General features: G+C 70.0%; 11 protein-coding genes and 1 pseudogene. 9 read left to right on the top strand and 3 right to left on the bottom strand.

Annotated elements, in window-relative coordinates:
• Window positions 1–103 precede the first annotated feature (103 nt).
• Window positions 104–871: an AraC family transcriptional regulator gene (locus tag AC06FE_RS15540; protein ID WP_192287128.1), complete on the bottom strand. Its 768-nt coding sequence runs from the start codon at window positions 869–871 to the stop codon at window positions 104–106.
• A 149-nt stretch (window positions 872–1,020) separates the two neighbouring features.
• Between AC06FE_RS15540 and AC06FE_RS15535 the strand changes: the two genes are divergently transcribed.
• From AC06FE_RS15535 to AC06FE_RS15500, 8 genes are read left to right on the top strand one after another with little or no spacing between them, the layout of a single operon-like run.
• Entirely contained in the window at window positions 1,021–1,965 is a 945-nt protein-coding gene (locus AC06FE_RS15535; RefSeq protein ID WP_478073551.1) for a proline racemase family protein, read from the top strand.
• On the top strand, window positions 1,938–3,080 hold the full coding sequence (locus tag AC06FE_RS15530) for an NAD(P)/FAD-dependent oxidoreductase (protein ID WP_478073623.1): 1,143 nt from the start codon (window positions 1,938–1,940) through the stop codon (window positions 3,078–3,080). The genes AC06FE_RS15535 and AC06FE_RS15530 overlap by 28 nt, the downstream gene beginning before the upstream one ends.
• Complete coding sequence (locus AC06FE_RS15525) at window positions 3,077–3,319, top strand: (2Fe-2S)-binding protein (protein ID WP_132863943.1); 243 nt, start codon at window positions 3,077–3,079, stop codon at window positions 3,317–3,319. Before AC06FE_RS15530 ends, AC06FE_RS15525 begins: the two co-directional genes overlap by 4 nt.
• On the top strand, window positions 3,316–4,620 hold the full coding sequence (locus AC06FE_RS15520; RefSeq protein WP_478073550.1) for an FAD-dependent oxidoreductase: 1,305 nt from the start codon (window positions 3,316–3,318) through the stop codon (window positions 4,618–4,620). Before AC06FE_RS15525 ends, AC06FE_RS15520 begins: the two co-directional genes overlap by 4 nt.
• A complete protein-coding gene (locus AC06FE_RS15515) occupies window positions 4,620–5,525 on the top strand; it encodes a dihydrodipicolinate synthase family protein (RefSeq protein ID WP_192287124.1) in 906 nt (301 codons plus the stop codon). Before AC06FE_RS15520 ends, AC06FE_RS15515 begins: the two co-directional genes overlap by 1 nt.
• Before the next feature lies 1 nt (window position 5,526).
• A complete protein-coding gene (locus tag AC06FE_RS15510) occupies window positions 5,527–7,119 on the top strand; it encodes an aldehyde dehydrogenase family protein (protein ID WP_478073549.1) in 1,593 nt (530 codons plus the stop codon).
• Window positions 7,116–8,318, top strand: coding sequence for a M24 family metallopeptidase (locus AC06FE_RS15505; RefSeq protein ID WP_478073548.1), 1,203 nt, complete (start codon window positions 7,116–7,118; stop codon window positions 8,316–8,318). Before AC06FE_RS15510 ends, AC06FE_RS15505 begins: the two co-directional genes overlap by 4 nt.
• 25 nt (window positions 8,319–8,343) lie before the next feature.
• Entirely contained in the window at window positions 8,344–10,683 is a 2,340-nt protein-coding gene (locus AC06FE_RS15500) for a DPP IV N-terminal domain-containing protein (RefSeq protein ID WP_478073547.1), read from the top strand.
• A gap of 509 nt (window positions 10,684–11,192) precedes the next feature.
• Here AC06FE_RS15500 and AC06FE_RS15495 read toward each other — a convergent pair.
• A complete protein-coding gene (locus tag AC06FE_RS15495; RefSeq protein WP_478073546.1) occupies window positions 11,193–13,976 on the bottom strand; it encodes a TonB-dependent receptor plug domain-containing protein in 2,784 nt (927 codons plus the stop codon).
• Window positions 13,977–14,161: 185 nt separating this feature from the next.
• On the opposite strand from AC06FE_RS15495, the gene AC06FE_RS15490 reads away from it, so the two are divergent.
• On the top strand, window positions 14,162–15,577 hold the full coding sequence (locus tag AC06FE_RS15490; protein ID WP_165931148.1) for a coniferyl aldehyde dehydrogenase: 1,416 nt from the start codon (window positions 14,162–14,164) through the stop codon (window positions 15,575–15,577).
• A 591-nt stretch (window positions 15,578–16,168) separates the two neighbouring features.
• Here the strand turns inward: AC06FE_RS15490 and AC06FE_RS15485 are convergent.
• A pseudogene (locus tag AC06FE_RS15485) lies at window positions 16,169–16,363 on the bottom strand (transaldolase); the annotation flags it as partial.

The raw sequence follows: 16,363 nt of genomic DNA, 5'->3' as shown, positions 1-16,363 counted from the left end.
GCAAGCCTCGCCCGGGCGGGCGTGGCGACGCTGGGGGCGGGGACGGCAGGGTGGGGCAGCGCGATGCGCTCGTGCGTGCAGCTGCCGGGCCGGTGGGTGCGCCTCAGCCGGTGAGCTCGGCCATGCGGCTGTCCGGTGCCGGTTCGGTCATGCCGAAGCGTTCGTCCAGTGCCCGGTACTCGCTGGGCGTCATGCCGACGGTGGCCTTGAACTGCCGCGCGAACGCGCTCTGGTCACTGAAGCCGCAACGCTGGCCGATGCCGGCGATGCTGCCCTCCCCGCGCAGCAGCCGCATCGCCATCTCGATGCGCAGCTTGATCATGTACTGCTGCGGGGTGAGCTGGAACACGTGGCGGAAGTGGCGCTCCAGCTGCGCCAGCGACATGCCCGCGCGTTCGGCCAGCTGCGGTGTGCGCAGGTTGGTCTCGAAATGCAGCTGCATGTGCGCCACCACCTTGTCGAGCTGGGCGAACGCCGAGTGGCGGCTGTTGGGGCGGCCGAGGTCGCGCGAGACGCCCATCAACCCGGTGATGGCGCCATCGGTGTACATCGGCCGTTTCAGGGTGAGGCACCAGCCCGGGCGCCGGTTCGGGTACAGGTGCACTTCCAGGCGGTCAGCGATCGGGTCGCCGCCGAGGACCTGCTGGTCCTGCAGCAGGTAACGGTTGCCCAGCGGCGCGGGGAACACCTCCAGCGGCGAGCGCCCGATCACTTCGCCACGCTTCTTCCTGCCCAGCCGCTGCACCAGGGTGAGGTTGCAGTGCGTATAGCGCCCCTGCCGGTCCTTGATGAAGAACACGGTGTCGGGAAGTGCATCGAACAGGTCCTGCACATCGCTTGAGGAGTGGCGTGCATCCAGGGGCGTCGTCATCACGGTGGCGGCCTTCAGGGTGGCGTGCGGCCGATCCTAGCGCATGCCGGAAGGCGTTTGCGCGTGTTCAGGTGGCTGTGCCGAATTCCGCATGAGCACGCCCAATCGCCTGCTATTCGGGCCTGCGCGGCGAATGGGAGCATGGCCGCATGCACCGGATAGACATCATCGATTCGCATACCGCAGGCGAGCCCACCCGGGTCGTGCTTGGCGGATTTCCCGATCTTGGCCAAGGCAGCCTGCAGCAGCGCCGCGAGCGTTTTGCTGGGCAGTTCGACCATTGGCGCGCGGCGCTGGCGTGCGAGCCGCGTGGCTCGGACACGATGGTCGGCGCACTGCTGCTGCCGGCGCAGGATCCGGCCGCGTGCACCGGGGTGATCTTCTTCAACAACGTCGGCTACCTGGGCATGTGTGGCCACGGCACCATCGGTGTGGTCCGCACGCTGGCCGAGCTGGGCCGCATCGGCGTGGGCCGGCATCGCATCGAGACGCCGGTGGGCACGGTGGGCGTGGAACTGTTCGCCGATGGCCGGGTCGCGGTCGACAACGTCGAGAGCTGGCGGTACCAGGCCGATGTCGTGGTCGAGGTGGCCGGGCATGGCCCGGTGCGCGGCGACGTCGCCTGGGGCGGCAACTGGTTCTTCATCACCGCGCAGGCACCGTGCACGGTGGAGCTGGCCAACCAGCGCACGCTTACCGCCTATACCGAGGCCATCCGCGTGGCGCTGGAACAGGCCGGCATCCGCGGCCAGGACGGCGAGATCGACCACATCGAAGTCAACGCCACCGCACCGGACGGCAGCGGGCAGATGCGCAATTTCGTGCTGTGCCCGGGGCTGGCCTACGACCGTTCGCCGTGTGGCACCGGCACCAGCGCCAAACTGGCCTGCCTGGCCGCTGACGGCAAGCTCGATGCGGGTGAGCACTGGACGCAGCAGGGCGTGCTGGGTACCGCGTTCGAAGCGTCCTACCAGCCCGGTACGCGCGGCATCCTGCCGCGCATCATCGGCCAGGCGTGGATCACCGCGCGTGCCACCGTGCTGATCGATCCGGCCGACCCGTTCGCCTGGGGCATTGGCGGTCCGCGGCCGTGAGTGCAGGCGGTACGTTCGAGCTGATCATCATCGGCGCCGGCATCGTCGGCGCCGCCTGCGCCGAAGCCGCGGTGGCCGCCGGCCTGCGCGTGGCGGTGGTGGAATGCGGCGCGGTGGGCGGCGGCGCGAGCGCGGCCGCGATGGGCCACCTGGTGGCGATGGATGGCGATGCGCATGAGCTGGCGTTGTGCAGCTATTCGCTGCGGCTGTGGCAGCGTTGGGCCGATTGGCCACAGGCCGAATACCAACGCTGCGGCACCCTGTGGGTGGCACGCAACGGCGACGAACTGGACACCGTGGCCGCCCGCGTGGATGCGTTGGCGGCGGTCGGCGTGCAGGCCATGGCGGTGGATGCGGCGGGGCTGTACCAGCGCGAACCGCAGCTTGCCGCGGGCCTGTGCGGTGGCATGCACGTGCCGGGCGACGCGGTGGTCTACCCGCCGCGGGTGGCCTGGCGGCTGATCGAAGATGCCTGCCGGCAGGGCATGCAGTTGTTTGCCGGCGCCCGTGCCACGCAACTGGTCGACGACGGCGTGCTGCTGGCCGATGGCCGCGTGCTGCGTGGGCCGGTGCTGGTGGCCACCGGCAGCGCATTGCCGGAGTTGCTGCCGGAACTGCCGATGCGTGCGCGCAAAGGGCAGCTGGTCATCACCGACCGGCACCGGCCGTTGCTGCGCCACCAGTTGATCGAGATGGGCTATGCCGCCGCCGCGCATGGCGCCGATGCCGCCAGCGTGTCATTCAACGTGCAGCCGCGGCCGAACGGCCAACTGCTGATCGGGTCCTCGCGCGAATACGACGCCGCGGACAACGGCATCTCGATGGCGCTGCTGCAACGCATGCTGCGCCGCGCGTTCGACTTCGTCCCGGTGCTGCAGGAGTTGCGTGCGCTGCGCAGCTGGTGCGGTTTCCGCCCGGCCACGCCGGACGGCTTGCCGTACCTGGGCGCGGTGCCGGGCCGTCACCGGGTATGGGTGGCAGCCGGCCATGAAGGGTTGGGCATCACCGCCGCACCGGGCAGTGCGCGGCTGCTGGTCGATGCGTTCCTCGGCCGCAGTCCGGCGCTTGCGCTGGACCCCTATCGGCCGGATCGGCTGCAGCAGGAGGTGGCATGAGCCGCGTCGTATTGAGTGTGGACGGCCTGCGCGTGGAAGTGGAGGAGGGCGCCACCGTCGCCGCCGCCATCGCGCAGGTGCGCAGCAGCTTCCGGCGTTCGCCCGGCGGCGAGCCGCGCGCGCCGCTGTGCGGCATGGGCCTGTGCTTCGAATGCCGGGTCCGCATCGATGCGATCGAGCAGCTGCGCGCCTGCATGGTGGTGGCACGCCCGGGCATGCGGGTGGAGACACAGCGATGAAACATCATCATTACGACCTGCTGGTGGTCGGGGCCGGCCCTGCGGGCCTGGCCGCGGCCCATGCCGGTGCCCGCCGTGGCGCGCGGGTGGGGTTGGTCGATGCACAGCCGCGCGCCGGCGGCCAGGTATGGCGGCATGACCTGCGTTTCGGCGTGCCGGCGATGGCGCGGGCGCAGATCGAAGGCCTGGAGGCCGCGGGCATCGCGCTGCTGGCCGGGCACGAAGTGACCCTGGCCGACCCGCACCGGCTGCTCGCCGTCCATGCGCACGGCGCAGTGGCGCTGCACTGGCGCAAGCTGGTGATCGCCACGGGTGCACGCGAGCTGCTGCTGCCCTTCCCGGGCTGGACCTTGCCCGGCGTCACCGGTGCCGGTGGCCTGCAGGCGTTGGCCAAGCAGGGCCTGCCAGTGGCCGGCAAGCGGGTGGTGGTGGCCGGTACCGGCCCACTGCTGCTGGCGACGGCCGCCACGCTCAAGCGCCATGGCGCGACGCTGGTCGGCATCCACGAACAGGCCAGCACCGCGCAGCTGCATGGCTTCGCCCGCCAGCTGTGGCGTTGGCCGGGCAAGCTGGCGCAGGCGGTGGCACTGCGCGCCGGCCTGGCGCCGGTGCCATGGCACCGGCAAAGCACGGTCGTGGCCGCGCATGGCGACCAGCGCCTGCAGGGCGTGGACATCGTCACTGCCGGTGGCCCGCGCACGCGCGTGGCCTGCGACCTGCTGGCGGTCGGCTGGGGCCTGGTGCCGAACGTGGAGCTGGCGCGGCTGCTGGGCTGTGAACTGGACACCTCCTGCACGCACCCGGTGGTGCGCGTGGACCTGCAACTGCGCAGCAGCCACTCCGACATCCACGTGGCCGGCGAAAGCCTCGGCATCGGCGGCCGCGACTGCGCCCGCATCGAAGGCGCGATGGCGGCGTGCTTCGCCCTGGGCGACGTGCGCGGCGGCGAGGCACTGCGCCACCGGCGCGAACATGAGCGTGCCTATGCCGCGCTGCTGGCTCGGACCTTCCAGCCCGGCGAACAGGCCCGCACGCTGGCCGACCCCGACACCCTGGTCTGCCGCTGCGAAGACGTGCCGATGGCCGACGTGCACGCGCACCCGGACCCGCGCCAGCTGCGGCTGGTCACCCGTTGCGGCATGGGTGCCTGCCAGGGCCGCATCTGCGGTGCCGCGCTGCGCGAACTGCGATTGACCTCCCCTTCCGCCTCCCCCACGGCCGTGCGGCCGCCACTGACCCCGGTCAGCCTGGCTGCATTGGCAGATGCATCCTTCGACCCATACGAACCAGGTAAGCCTTGATGAGCAATGCAGACTTCTGGCGCGGCGTACTGCCGGCCATCACCACTCCCTTCACCGCCAACGGCACGGTGGACCATGCCTTCCTGGCCGAGCACGCACGCCGCCTGGTCGATGCCGGCTGCAGCGGCCTGGTGCCGCTGGGCTCGCTGGGCGAAAGCGCCACCCTGAGCTTCGAGGAAAAGGTGGCCATCGTGCGCACCCTGGTCGATGCGGTGGGGGCCCGCGTGCCGATCGTGGCCGGCATCGCCGCGCTGTCGACGCAGGAAGGCATCGCGCTGGCCGCGGCGGTGAAGCAGGCCGGCGCCGGTGGCCTGATGGTGCTGCCGCCGTACGTGTACTCCAGCGACCGCCACGAGATGGATGCGTACATCCGCGCAGTCATCGCCTCCACCGATCTGCCGGTGCTGCTGTACAACAACCCGATCGCCTACAAGACCGACTTCAGCCCGGAACAGGTGGCCGCGTTCGCCGCCGAGTTCCCGCACGTGCAGGCGATCAAGGAGTCCTCCGGCGACATCCGCCGCCTGGCCGCGATCAAGGCCCTGCTCGGCGATCGCCTGGTGCTGCTGGTCGGCGTGGACGACCTGATCGTGGAAGGCATCGCGATGGGCGCCGAAGGCTGGATCGCCGGTACCGTCAACGCGTTCCCGGAAGAAGCGGTGCAGTTGTTCGAGCAGGCACGGCGCGGTGGTTACGCGGCGGCCCGCGAGTTGTACGAGTGGTCGTTGCCGCTGCTGCGCATGGACACCGTTCCCAAGTTCGTGCAGCTGATCAAGCTGATGCAGGAGCGCGTGGGCCTGGGCAGCGAGCGCGTGCGCGCGCCGCGGCTGGTGGTGGAAGGCGGCGAACGCGCGCAGGCGCTGCAGGTGATCGACCACGCCATCGCCACCCGCGGGAAGCGCTGAGATGGCCACGGTCGCGCCGTTGTTGATTGCCGGCCACTGGCGTCCGGCAGCGGAAGGCACGGACAGCTTCCGCGCGGTGGACCCGTCCACCGCGCAGGCCATCGGGGATGCGTTCCCGCGCAGCGGTGCGGCCGAGGTGGAACAGGCGCTGGCGGCGGCAAGCGCCGCCGCGCCGATGTTGGCGGCGCTCGCCCCGGAACGCATCGCCGCGTTCCTGGAAGGTTACGCCGATGCATTGGAAGCCGATGCCGAAGCGCTGGTGGCGCTGGCGCATGCCGAGACCGGGTTGCCGGCCGCCACCCGCCTGCGCGGCAATGAACTGCCGCGCACCTGCAACCAGTTGCGCCAGGCCGCCAGCGCCGCACGCAGCGCCAGCTGGACCCGGCCGGTGATCGACACCGGCGCCGGCCTGCGTTCGTGCCACGCGCCATTGGGCAAGCCGGTCCTGGTGTTCGGCCCCAATAATTTCCCGTTCGCGTTCAACGCGGTGTCCGGTGGCGACTTCGCCGCCGCCATCGCCGCACGCAACCCGGTGATCGCCAAGGCGCACCCGGGGCACCCGGGCACCAGCCAGCGCCTGGCCGAACACGCGCAACGCGCCGCGGACGCGGCCGGCTTGCCCGCCGGCACGGTGCAGCTGCTGTACGACATGCCCGCGCCACTGGGGCGGGCGCTGGCCGGCGATACGCGTTTGGGCGCGATCGCCTTCACCGGCAGCCGCAGCGCCGGGTTGGCCTTGAAGCAGGCGGCCGATGCCGCGGGCATCCCGTTCTTCGGCGAGCTGTCCAGCCTGAACCCGGTGTTCCTGCTGCCCGGTGCGCTGGCCGAACGCGGGGAAGCGCTGGCCGAGGCGTTCAGCGCGTCGTGCCTGCTCGGCAGTGGCCAGTTCTGCACCAACCCGGGGCTGGTACTGGTGCCGCGCGGTGCCGCTGGCGATGCGTTCGTCGCGGCGGTGGCCGGTCGTTTTGCCGGCACCGCGCCGCAGCTGCTGCTGTCGCCGGCGGTGCTGGCCACGCTGCAGCACGCGATCGGAGCGTTGCGCCAGGCCGGTGCGCGCCTGCTGTGCGGCGGTACGCCGGGCAGCGTGGGCATCACCCATGCCCCGACCCTGTTCGAGGTGGATGCCGAGGCGTTCCTCGCCGCGCCCGCGCGGTTCCAGGGCGAGGCGTTCGGCCCGAGCAGCCTGCTGCTGCGGGTCAGCGATGTCGCCCAGATGCAGGCAGTGGCGGCCACGCTGGAGGGCCAGCTCACCGGCACGCTGTACCGCGCCGGCGACGGCAGCGACGATGCCGCGTGGCAGGCCGTGGCCAGCGTACTGCGGCCGCGCGTGGGGCGGCTGATCTGCGATCGCATGCCCACCGGCGTGGCGGTCAGCCCGGCGCAGCAACATGGCGGGCCATACCCGGCCTCGACGCAGCCGGGATTCACCGCCGTCGGCCTGCCGGCCGCGATCCTGCGCTTCAGTGCGCTGCAGGCATACGACAATGTGCCCGATGCGCTGCTCCCGCCGGAGCTGCGCGACCGCAACCCGGGTGGATTGCTGCGCTGGATCGACCAGCGTTGGACCACCGATGACATCGGAGCACAGCCATGAATGCACAGATCGGACACCTCACCCTGGAACAGGCACGCGCACGCCTGGCACCGTGGCCACAGCGCGCACCGGCCATCAGCGCCGAGGAGCATGCGCAACGCCTGCAGCGGGCCCGTGCGCTGATGCGGGCGCAGGGCGTGGACGCATTGCTGGTCACCGCCGGCACCTCGCTGCGCTGGTTCTGCGGCGTGCCGTGGGGTGGCAGCGAACGGCTGGTGGCGATGCTGCTGACCCTGGAAGGGGAGCCGCTGCTGGTGTGCCCGGTATTCGAGGAAGGCTCGCTCGACGCGGTGCTGCGCATCCCGGCCGGCAAGCGCCTGTGGGAGGAACACGAGGACCCGTACGCGCGGGTGGCCGAGGCCATGGCCGAACGCGGCGCGCGCACGCTGGCGCTGGACCCGGAGGCACCGTTCCGCGTGCAGGTCGGCCTGGCCGCCCACCTGGGCGCCGATGCGATCCAGTCGGCGGCCTCCCTCATCGATGGCTGCCGGATGTGCAAGTCGCCGGCCGAACTGGCACTCATGCAGCAGGCCTGCGACATGACGCTGTTCGTGCAGCAGCTGGCCGCCGGCATCGCCCACGAGGGCATCGGCACCGACACGCTGGTGCGTTTCATCGACGAGGCACACCGTGCGCTGGGCGCCGACGGCGGCTCGACCTTCTGCATCGTGCAGTTCGGGCATGCCACCGCCTTCCCGCACGGCATTCCCGGCGTGCAGCACCTGCGCCGCGGCGAACTGGTGCTGATCGACACCGGCTGCGCCGTGCAGGGCTACAACTCGGACATCACCCGCACCTGGATCTTCGGCGAGCCGGATGCCGAGCAGCGCCGCATCTGGGAACTGGAGCGCGCCGCGCAGCAGGCCGCCTTCGACGCGGTGCGCCCCGGCGTGCCGTGCGAGGTGGTCGACCAGGCCGCGCGCGACGTGCTCGAAGCGGCCGGGCTGGGTCCGGACTACCGTTTGCCGGGTCTGCCGCACCGCACCGGCCACGGCTGCGGCCTGGCCATCCATGAGGCGCCGTACCTGGTGCGTGGCAATACCCTGCCGCTGGCACCGGGCATGTGCTGCAGCAACGAACCGATGATCGTGGTGCCGGGCCGCTTCGGCGTGCGCCTGGAGGACCACTTCCATGTCACCGCCGACGGCGCGCAATGGTTCACGCCGCCATCGCCGGCCATCGACCGGCCTTTTGCCTGACCTGATACGCAAGGAGACACGCTGCATGCTTCGATCCAGGGGAATCCACCATTACGCCCGCAGCCTGGCGTTGGGCCTGGCCTGCGCCGGTGCACCGCTGCTGGCCCGGGCCGATGCGCCGCCGGCACCGGATGCGGCGGCGTTCAACCGCTCGCTGCAGCTGCGCGAACAGTGGATGTACCTGACCCAGGGCCTGGCCGGGCCGGCGACCTGGACCGATGCACGGCAATACCGCTACCGGCGCACCGCGCCGGGCGGCTTCGAGTTCGTCAGCCGCAGCGTGGGCCAGGCCGGCGCGGTGCCGGCGTTCGACCAGGCACGGCTGGCGACGGCGCTGTCGCCGCTGCTGGGCCGCAGCGTCCAGGCCCTGCGCCTGCCGTTCTCCGACTACACGCTGGAAGCGGACGGGCGTGCCCTGCGTGCCTGGGTCGACGGTGGCTGGATGCGGTGCGAGCTGGGCGATGCCTACCGCTGCGCGCGCTGGAGCGCGCCGGAGCGGGAACCGCGCCCGCGTGGCTGGGGCGTGGTGCGTGACCTGTCGGTGCCCGCCGACGACACACCGCAGCGCTCGCCCGACGGGCGCTACGAGGCGCAGGTGCGCGAGGGCAGCGTGGTGCTGCGCCAGCTCGCCGACGGCCAGACCCGGGTGTTGGCGCGCGACGGCGCGGCCACCGATTTCTACGACCCGGAGAGCATCGTCTGGTCGCCGGACTCCTCGCGCCTCGTGGTATTGCGCGTGGTGCCCGGCTTCGCACGCCAGGTGACGCGGGTGGAAACCGCGCCGCGCGACCAGGTGCAGCCGCGGGTGCGCACCCAGCTCTACCCCAAGCCCGGCGACCCGGTGGACATCGATCGCCCGGTGATCTTCGAGGTGGCCGGTGGCCGTCGCATCGACGTGCCGACCGCCCTGTTCGACAACGCCTACGAGATCACCCCCCCGCAGTTCCGCGCCGACGGCCGCACCCTGGCATTCCGCTACACCGCGCGTGGCCACCAGCGCGTGCGCCTGGTCGAGGTGGACGCGCACAGCGGCGCGGCGCGCAGCGTGGTCGAGGAAGCCAGCAAGACCTTCGTCAACAGCTGGTGGTACCGCGCCGAGTTCCACGACGTGGGCAATCGCGGCGAGCAGATCGTGTGGATGTCCGAGCGCGACGGCTGGAACCACCTGTACATGGTCGACGGCCGCACTGGCCGGCTGCAGCAGCTGACCCGTGGCCCGTGGGTGGTACGGCAGATCGTCAAGGTCGACGAGGCGCGCCGCCAGGTCTGGTTCGCCGCCAACGGCCGCGAGCCGGGCGACCCCTACCTGCAGCACTTCTACCGTGTCGATTTCGACGGCCGCAACCTGCAGCACATGACGCCCGGCGACGGCTGGCACGAGATCAGCCTGTCGCCGGACATGAACCATTACGTGGACACCTGGTCACGGCTGGACCAGCCCAACATCACCGAGCTGCGCGACGCACGTGACGGGCACCTGCTGGACACCGTGGAACGCGGCGACGCCAGCGCGCTGTTCGCCGCCGGTTACCGCGCGCCGGAAACCTTCTCCGCGCCCGGCCGCGATGGCAGCACGCCGATCTTCGGGCTGGTGGTGCGGCCCACCCGCCATGACCCGACGCGGCGTTACCCGGTGATCGAGAGCATCTATGCCGGCCCGCACGATTCCTCGGTGCAGAAGAAGTTCTGGCCGTTCGATTCGCAGTCCAGCAACGAGCGGTTGATCGGCCTGCAGGCGTTGGCCGACCTGGGCTTCATCGTGGTCGAGATCGACGGCATGGGCACCATGAACCGTTCCAAGGCCTTCCACGACGTGGCCTGGAAGAACCTGGGCGATGCCGGCTTCCCGGACCGCATCGCCTGGCACAAGGCCATGGCCGCGCGTGATCCTTCCTATGACATCAGTGGCGGCGTCGGCATCTACGGCGCATCGGCCGGTGGCCAGAACGCGCTCAACGCGCTGCAGTTCCACCCGGAGTTCTACACCGTGGCGGTGGCCTATAACGGCTGCTACGACAACCGCATGGACAAGCTCAGCTGGAACGAGCAATGGCTGGGCTGGCCGGTGGATGCCAGCTACAGCCGCGCCTCGGGCGTGGACAACGCGCATCGGATGCAGGGCAAGCTGCTGCTGATCGTGGGCGAACAGGACGAGAACGTGGACCCGGCCTCGACCTACCAGGTGGCCGATGCGCTGATCCGTGCCGGCAAGGACTTCGACCTGCTCACGGTGCCGGGCACCGGGCATGGCGTGGGCCGTTCGCAGGAGCCGGTGGACTACATCCAGCGCCGCAAGTTCGATTTCTTCGTGCGCCACCTGCGCGGGTTGTCCACGCCGGACTGGAACCAGCAGGGCACGCGCTGACGCACCCCTCGCGACCGCGCGGTCGCGATCGCCTTTCCCGACACATCGCCGCCGGCTGCCCTGGGTGCAGTCCGGCGGCGATCTGCATTGAAGCACCGGATTGCAGGCTTGGCGGCGTGCCCGCCGCTGCGCGGCGATCGACCGCGCGGCGGTCGCTGCCGAGCCGGCACACGCGGCAGTGGAGGATGGTGCAGGCCGGTTGCCTGCACGCCACGCCATGCACCTCACGGGAAACGCCACCAACATGCCGCGCAACGCGGTCCGGTGGCGTCGTGCATCGTACCGGCCGGCCCTGTGCGCAGGCGGGCAATGGTTGTCGTTGCGGTAGCCGGCGCCTTGCACCGCCGGGGAAGGTCCCTGCACGCCGCCGCAGAAGACCGGCGTGCAGGTCGTGCTGCGGCGGCGGCGAGCCAGGCATGTCCGCGCCCTATCTGGGGCGTTCCACGTGCAAAAAAAACCACCGCGGCGAGAACGCACCGCGGTGGCGGAAGGGAAACGCGGACCGCTTGTTACAGCTTGTATTCCACGGTCATGAAGTACTCCGTCCCCACCGGGTTGTACTTGGTGATGTCCGCATACGGCCACCACTTTTCCGAGGCATGCCGGTACGGTGTCTTGTCGAACAGGTTGACCACCGCCAGGTTGAAGGACAGCTGCTCGGTGGCGCGGTAGGCGAGCGACAGGTTCACCGTCATCCACGGCCTGAAGCGCTCGTAGCTGTCGGCCCAGCGCACCGGCGAGGAACCCAGGCGGTTGAAGTGCAGGTAGCTGGAGAAGCGCTTGTAGTCCCAGCCCAGGGTCATGTTCGAGCGGGTGCGGAACTCGCTGTTCCACTGCCGGTCGCGGATGTTCTCCACGGCGTCCTCGGGCAGGTAGCGGCTGAGCGTCTTGAGGATGTGCGTATAGCTGATGCGTGCGGAGAAACGGCCCCAATGGTCGGTGGGCAGGGTGGAACTCCAGCTCGCGTCGATGCCGTTCTGCTGGTACATGCCGGTGTTGAACGGGCTGGTGATCACCGACAGCACGCTGTCGTTGCGGCCACCGCGCTGCACGCGCGCCAGCATGGTCTGGCACTTGGGCGAGTTCGGGTCCACGTCCAGGCCCTGTGCATCGAAGCCCAGCGCGCATTCGGCGGCATAGCGCAGCACCGCGTCGGCGCCGATCAGGCCGACCTGCTCCTCCAGCTTGATGCGGTACCAGTCCAGGGTGAAGGAGTGGTTCTGGCCGATCTGCGCGACCATGCCGAGGGTGTCGCTGCTGCCCTTTTCCTCGTGAAGCCCCGGGTCACCCTCGGAGTACTGGCGGATCGAGCCGGTGCCATAGTCGTCACCGCAGCCCTGCCAGCTCTGGCCGCGCTGCAGGCCTTCCTGCTGCACGCAGCTCAGGTAGTCCACGCCGCTGGTATAGGCCGAGCTGCGCTCGGCGAACATCACGTGCATGTCCGGCGCGCGGAACGAAGTCGCGTGCGATGCACGCAGCAGCAGCCAGTCGCTGGGGCGCCAGCTCAGCCCGGCCTGCCAGGTGAAGGCGCCGCCGACGTCAGAGGCGTCGTCGTAGTGGTCGTAGCGTGCGGCCAGCTTGGCATCCCACTGGCCGAAGCCCGAGCCGGCCGCCAGCAGCGGCACCGAGAACTCCGTGCCCACCGCGTAGTGGTTGCGCTTGCCGCTGCCACGGATGCCGCTCCAGCCGTAGATGTCGCCATCGACGGTGGGCTGGTCGGTGATGAAGCGGTAGCTGTCGCGGGTGGCTTCGGCCACCGCGGCGAACGCCAGCGGCCCGGCCGGCAGGTCGAACAGGTTGCCGGACAGGTCGGCGGTGAACGACTGCGAGGTGGAGCGCCCGTCGCCCACCGAGGTGTGCATGACGTCGCGGAACACTTCCGGCGACAGCTGGCCGAAGAAGTCGATGTTGCCGTTGGGCATCAGGTTGGCGTCCAGGCTGCCGGCGCCCACGCGCACCCAACGGCTGCCGGCCCACGGCAGCGACCAGTCGCGGCCTTCCTCGCCGAACAGCAGGCCCATCATCGCCTTGTCGTTGAAGCGCTCGACCGTGTCGCGGTAGCGATAGCGGCCGTAGTTGTAGTTCAGGCTGTAGTCGAAGCGGCCCACCGCACCGCGGATGCCGGCGATGATGACGTCGTTGTTCTCCTTGAACTTCTGGTTGCTGCCCGGGAACTCGTTGTTGCGGAAGGTGCGGTAGGCGTGGCGCCAGGCCACCGCGTTGGGCTGCGCGGCCTGCATGTCGTCCACCACCTCGTAGTCGACCGCGTAGCCGTAGCGGTACATGCCGGCATCGGCGCGCGAGCGCGTGCTCAGCGCGGTGGCGTACAGCTCGTGCTCGCCCAGCGCATGGGTGGCGTTGAGGAAGCCGAACAGGCGCTTGCGGCCGTTGCGCACGGTGTAGCTGTCGAAGTCGTTGTCACCGCAGTAGCGCTCCGTGCCGGTGGCGCTGCCGGGCTTGGCCGGCACGTAGCCGAGCGGGTCGCAGCGGCCACTGATGTCCAGCAGGTCCCAGCCGCTCTCGCGGTCCCAGAACGACATGACCTGGGTGGGGTCGCGGTAGTCCGGGTCGGGCGAGCGGTCCGGCGAGGCGAACCAGCGGCGCTGGTTGCCCTGGATCGGCCAGCGCCGGTCCCATTCCAGGCCGGCGGTCACCTGGGTGTCGCCGAACTCGAAGCCGGTGGTCACCGACACCCGCTCGGACCGGCCGCCGCCGTGCACGGTGTCGCCGTGGCGATAGGACAGCGTGGTGCCCTCGACCTTGTCCTTCAGGATCACGTTGACCACGCCGGCCACCGCATCGGAACCATAGATCGCCGAAGCACCGCTGGTCAGGATCTCGACCCGGTCCACCGCCGAGGTCGGGATCATCGCCAGGTTGGTGACGTTGCCGCTGACCGTGCCGGCCGGCTTGGGCAGCATCGGGATGCGGCGGCCATTGAGCAGCACCAGCGTGTAGCCGGGGCCGAAGCCGCGCAGGTTCAGTGCCTGCGCGTTGGCGTTGAAGTTGTTGGTGTTCTCCTCGCCGACGAACACACCGGTGTTGGCGGTGATGTTGGACAGTGCGTCATAGACGTTGGCGAAGCCCTGGTGCTCCAGGTCCTCGGCAGTGATCATCTGCACCGGATCGATCCCCTCGATCTCGGTGCGCTTGATCCGCGACCCGGTCACTTCCACCTTGTCCAGGGTCCTGGCCCCGGCCTCGTTCGTGGCCTGCTGGGCCAGCGACAGTCCGGGTAACAATGCCAGGCCGATGGCCGTGGCGATGGTGCAGCGTTGTGGCAAACCCCTCATACTCCCTCCCGAGCGTGGTGTCTGGTTGGCGGTCTGATGCCGCCGTGCGGTGGCGCGCAATGCGCCTTTTTTCATGGTGTTGATGGCGGGGCAGGGCCGATAGCACGAAACGCCGGTGACCGATGCGGAACTCCGCACAGCCCGGAACGCGCACTGGCCCCTCCCGTCCCAAGGGAGAGATGCCGATGAATGCAGTGGGGTCGCCGGATCAGGACCTGCAGGTGACGCTGGCGCGGCTGCGCCAGGCGTGGATGGACAAGCGCCCGGACCATGCCCAGCGCCGTGACGACCTGCAGCGCCTGCGCGCCGCGTTCAAGGCACGCATCGGCCAGATGAGCGATGCCATCGCCGCCGACTTCGGCCATCGCTCCCGGCATGAATCGGTGATCGCCGATGGCATGACCGTCACCGGCGAGATCGACCACCTGCTCGCGCACCTGCGCGGCTGGATGAAACCCGAGCGCGTGGGCGTGGGCTGGCGGTTCTGGCCGGCGCGGGCACAGGTGCGCGCGGTGCCGGTGGGCGTGGTCGGCGTGATCTCGCCGTGGAACTACCCGGTCAACCTCGCGCTGGTGCCGCTGGCCACCGCGATCGCGGCCGGCAACCACGTGCTGCTCAAGCCTTCCGAACACACGCCGCAGACCTCGGCCTTCCTGCAGTCATTGCTGGCCGAGGTGTTCCCGCCCGAGCGCGTGAGCGTGGTACAGGGCGATGCCGGCGTGGCGGCGGCATTCTCCGCGTTGCCGCTGGACCACCTAGTGTTCACTGGCTCCACCACCGTGGGCCGCAAGGTGATGGCCGCGGCCGCGCAGCACCTGACGCCGCTGACGCTGGAGCTGGGCGGCAAGTCGCCGGCGGTGGTGGCCACCGACTACCCGCTGGAGGCCGCCGCCGCGCGGCTGGCGACGGGCAAGTGGTTCAACGCCGGGCAGACCTGCATCGCCCCGGACTACGTGCTGGTCGACGCTGGCCGCGTGGATGCCCTGGTGCAGGCCCTGCGCGAACAGGTGGGCGCGCGCTATGGCAACTTCGACGATGCCAGCGACTACAGCCGCATCATCAACGACGCACAGTTCGCGCGCTTGAAGGGCTACGTGAGCGATGCGCGCGCGCGCGGCCTGCAGGTGGTCGAGCTGGCGCAGATCGATGCCGAGCGCCAGCGCCGCGAGCGCCTGTTCCCGCCGACGGTGATCCTGCAGCCCGGCGACGACGCCACGGTGATGCAGGAGGAGATCTTCGGCCCGATCCTGCCGGTTCGCGGCTACCGCACGCTGGACGACGCCATCGCCACCATCAACGGGCGCGACCGGCCGTTGGCGCTGTACCCCTTCAGCCACGATGCGGCGACGGTGGAGAAGATCCTGGGCCGTACCGTGTCCGGCGGCGTCACCGTCAACGACACGCTGCTGCATTTCGCGATCAACGGCCTGCCATTCGGCGGCATCGGTGCCAGTGGCATGGGTGCGTATCACGGCCGCGCCGGGTTCGATGCGATGAGCAAGCGCTTGCCGGTGCTGTGGCAGACCAAGCGTGCGGGCAGTGACCTGCTGCGACCGCCCTACAGCAAGGTCGCGAAGTTCATCGACTTCATTTCGCGCTGACGCTGCCCAAGCGCCCTCATCCGCCCCTTCGGGGCATTGCATGGGAGAAGGGAGGACCTGCGGCATTGCGTGCCCTGGCTTTCCGCTCAAGCCCCTCTCCCGTGAACGGGAGAGGGGTTGGGGTGAGGGCGCTTTGAAAGCACGCCAGCGTTACGGCAACGCAAAAACGCCCTCATCCGCCCCTTCGGGGCACCTTCTCCCATTGCATGGGAGAAGGGAGGAGCTGCGGCATTGCGTGCCCGGATGGGGCTTGGCTGCATTCCCGCCGCTGCTGTTGGAAAGGAAAAGCCGTAACCGGACCGGGGACCGGCCGGTTACGGATGACCCGGCACAAAGGGAGAGGGAGCCGGTGTCGAAAAGTGGTGTCCAAAGCCGCTCTCCCGCAAGGCGGGGAAGGAGGCTCTCGGGCATTGCGTGCCCTGGCTTTCTGCTCAAGCCCCTCTCCCGTGAACGGGAGAGGGGTTGGGGTGAGGGCGCTGTGGAAGCACGTAAACGCTACGGCAACGCAAATACGCCCTCATCCGCCCCTTCGGGGCCCCTTCTCCCGCAGGCGGGAGAAGGGAGATTCTCGGGCACTGCGTGTGGGTCTGCTTACTTCGCCAGTTCGTCGGCAATGCGCTGGCGCAGCGTCTGCAGGTCCTTGGCGAACGCCTCGATGCCGGTGGCCAGCTTCTCGGTGGCCATCGGGTCGGCGGCCAGGTCGGCGTCGAATTGGGCTTCATTGATGGCAGCCACGTTGACGGCTTCGGCCGCACCGGCCACCAGCTTGCGCGGCAGCTCGCCGAA

The sequence above is a fragment of the Stenotrophomonas sp. Steno-C18 genome, from assembly GCF_056393195.1.
The sequence above is the reverse complement of the archived record's forward strand: the minus strand, read 5'-3'. Positions and strand labels throughout refer to the sequence as shown.

Coding starts and splice junctions, on each gene's coding strand:
- AC06FE_RS15540 (WP_192287128.1), bottom strand. CDS start 871: ATGACGACGCCCCTGGATGCACGCCACTCCTCAAGCGATGTGCAGGAC.
- AC06FE_RS15535 (WP_478073551.1), top strand. CDS start 1,021: ATGCACCGGATAGACATCATCGATTCGCATACCGCAGGCGAGCCCACC.
- AC06FE_RS15525 (WP_132863943.1), top strand. CDS start 3,077: ATGAGCCGCGTCGTATTGAGTGTGGACGGCCTGCGCGTGGAAGTGGAG.
- AC06FE_RS15520 (WP_478073550.1), top strand. CDS start 3,316: ATGAAACATCATCATTACGACCTGCTGGTGGTCGGGGCCGGCCCTGCG.
- AC06FE_RS15515 (WP_192287124.1), top strand. CDS start 4,620: ATGAGCAATGCAGACTTCTGGCGCGGCGTACTGCCGGCCATCACCACT.
- AC06FE_RS15510 (WP_478073549.1), top strand. CDS start 5,527: ATGGCCACGGTCGCGCCGTTGTTGATTGCCGGCCACTGGCGTCCGGCA.
- AC06FE_RS15505 (WP_478073548.1), top strand. CDS start 7,116: ATGAATGCACAGATCGGACACCTCACCCTGGAACAGGCACGCGCACGC.
- AC06FE_RS15500 (WP_478073547.1), top strand. CDS start 8,344: ATGCTTCGATCCAGGGGAATCCACCATTACGCCCGCAGCCTGGCGTTG.
- AC06FE_RS15495 (WP_478073546.1), bottom strand. CDS start 13,976: ATGAGGGGTTTGCCACAACGCTGCACCATCGCCACGGCCATCGGCCTG.
- AC06FE_RS15490 (WP_165931148.1), top strand. CDS start 14,162: ATGAATGCAGTGGGGTCGCCGGATCAGGACCTGCAGGTGACGCTGGCG.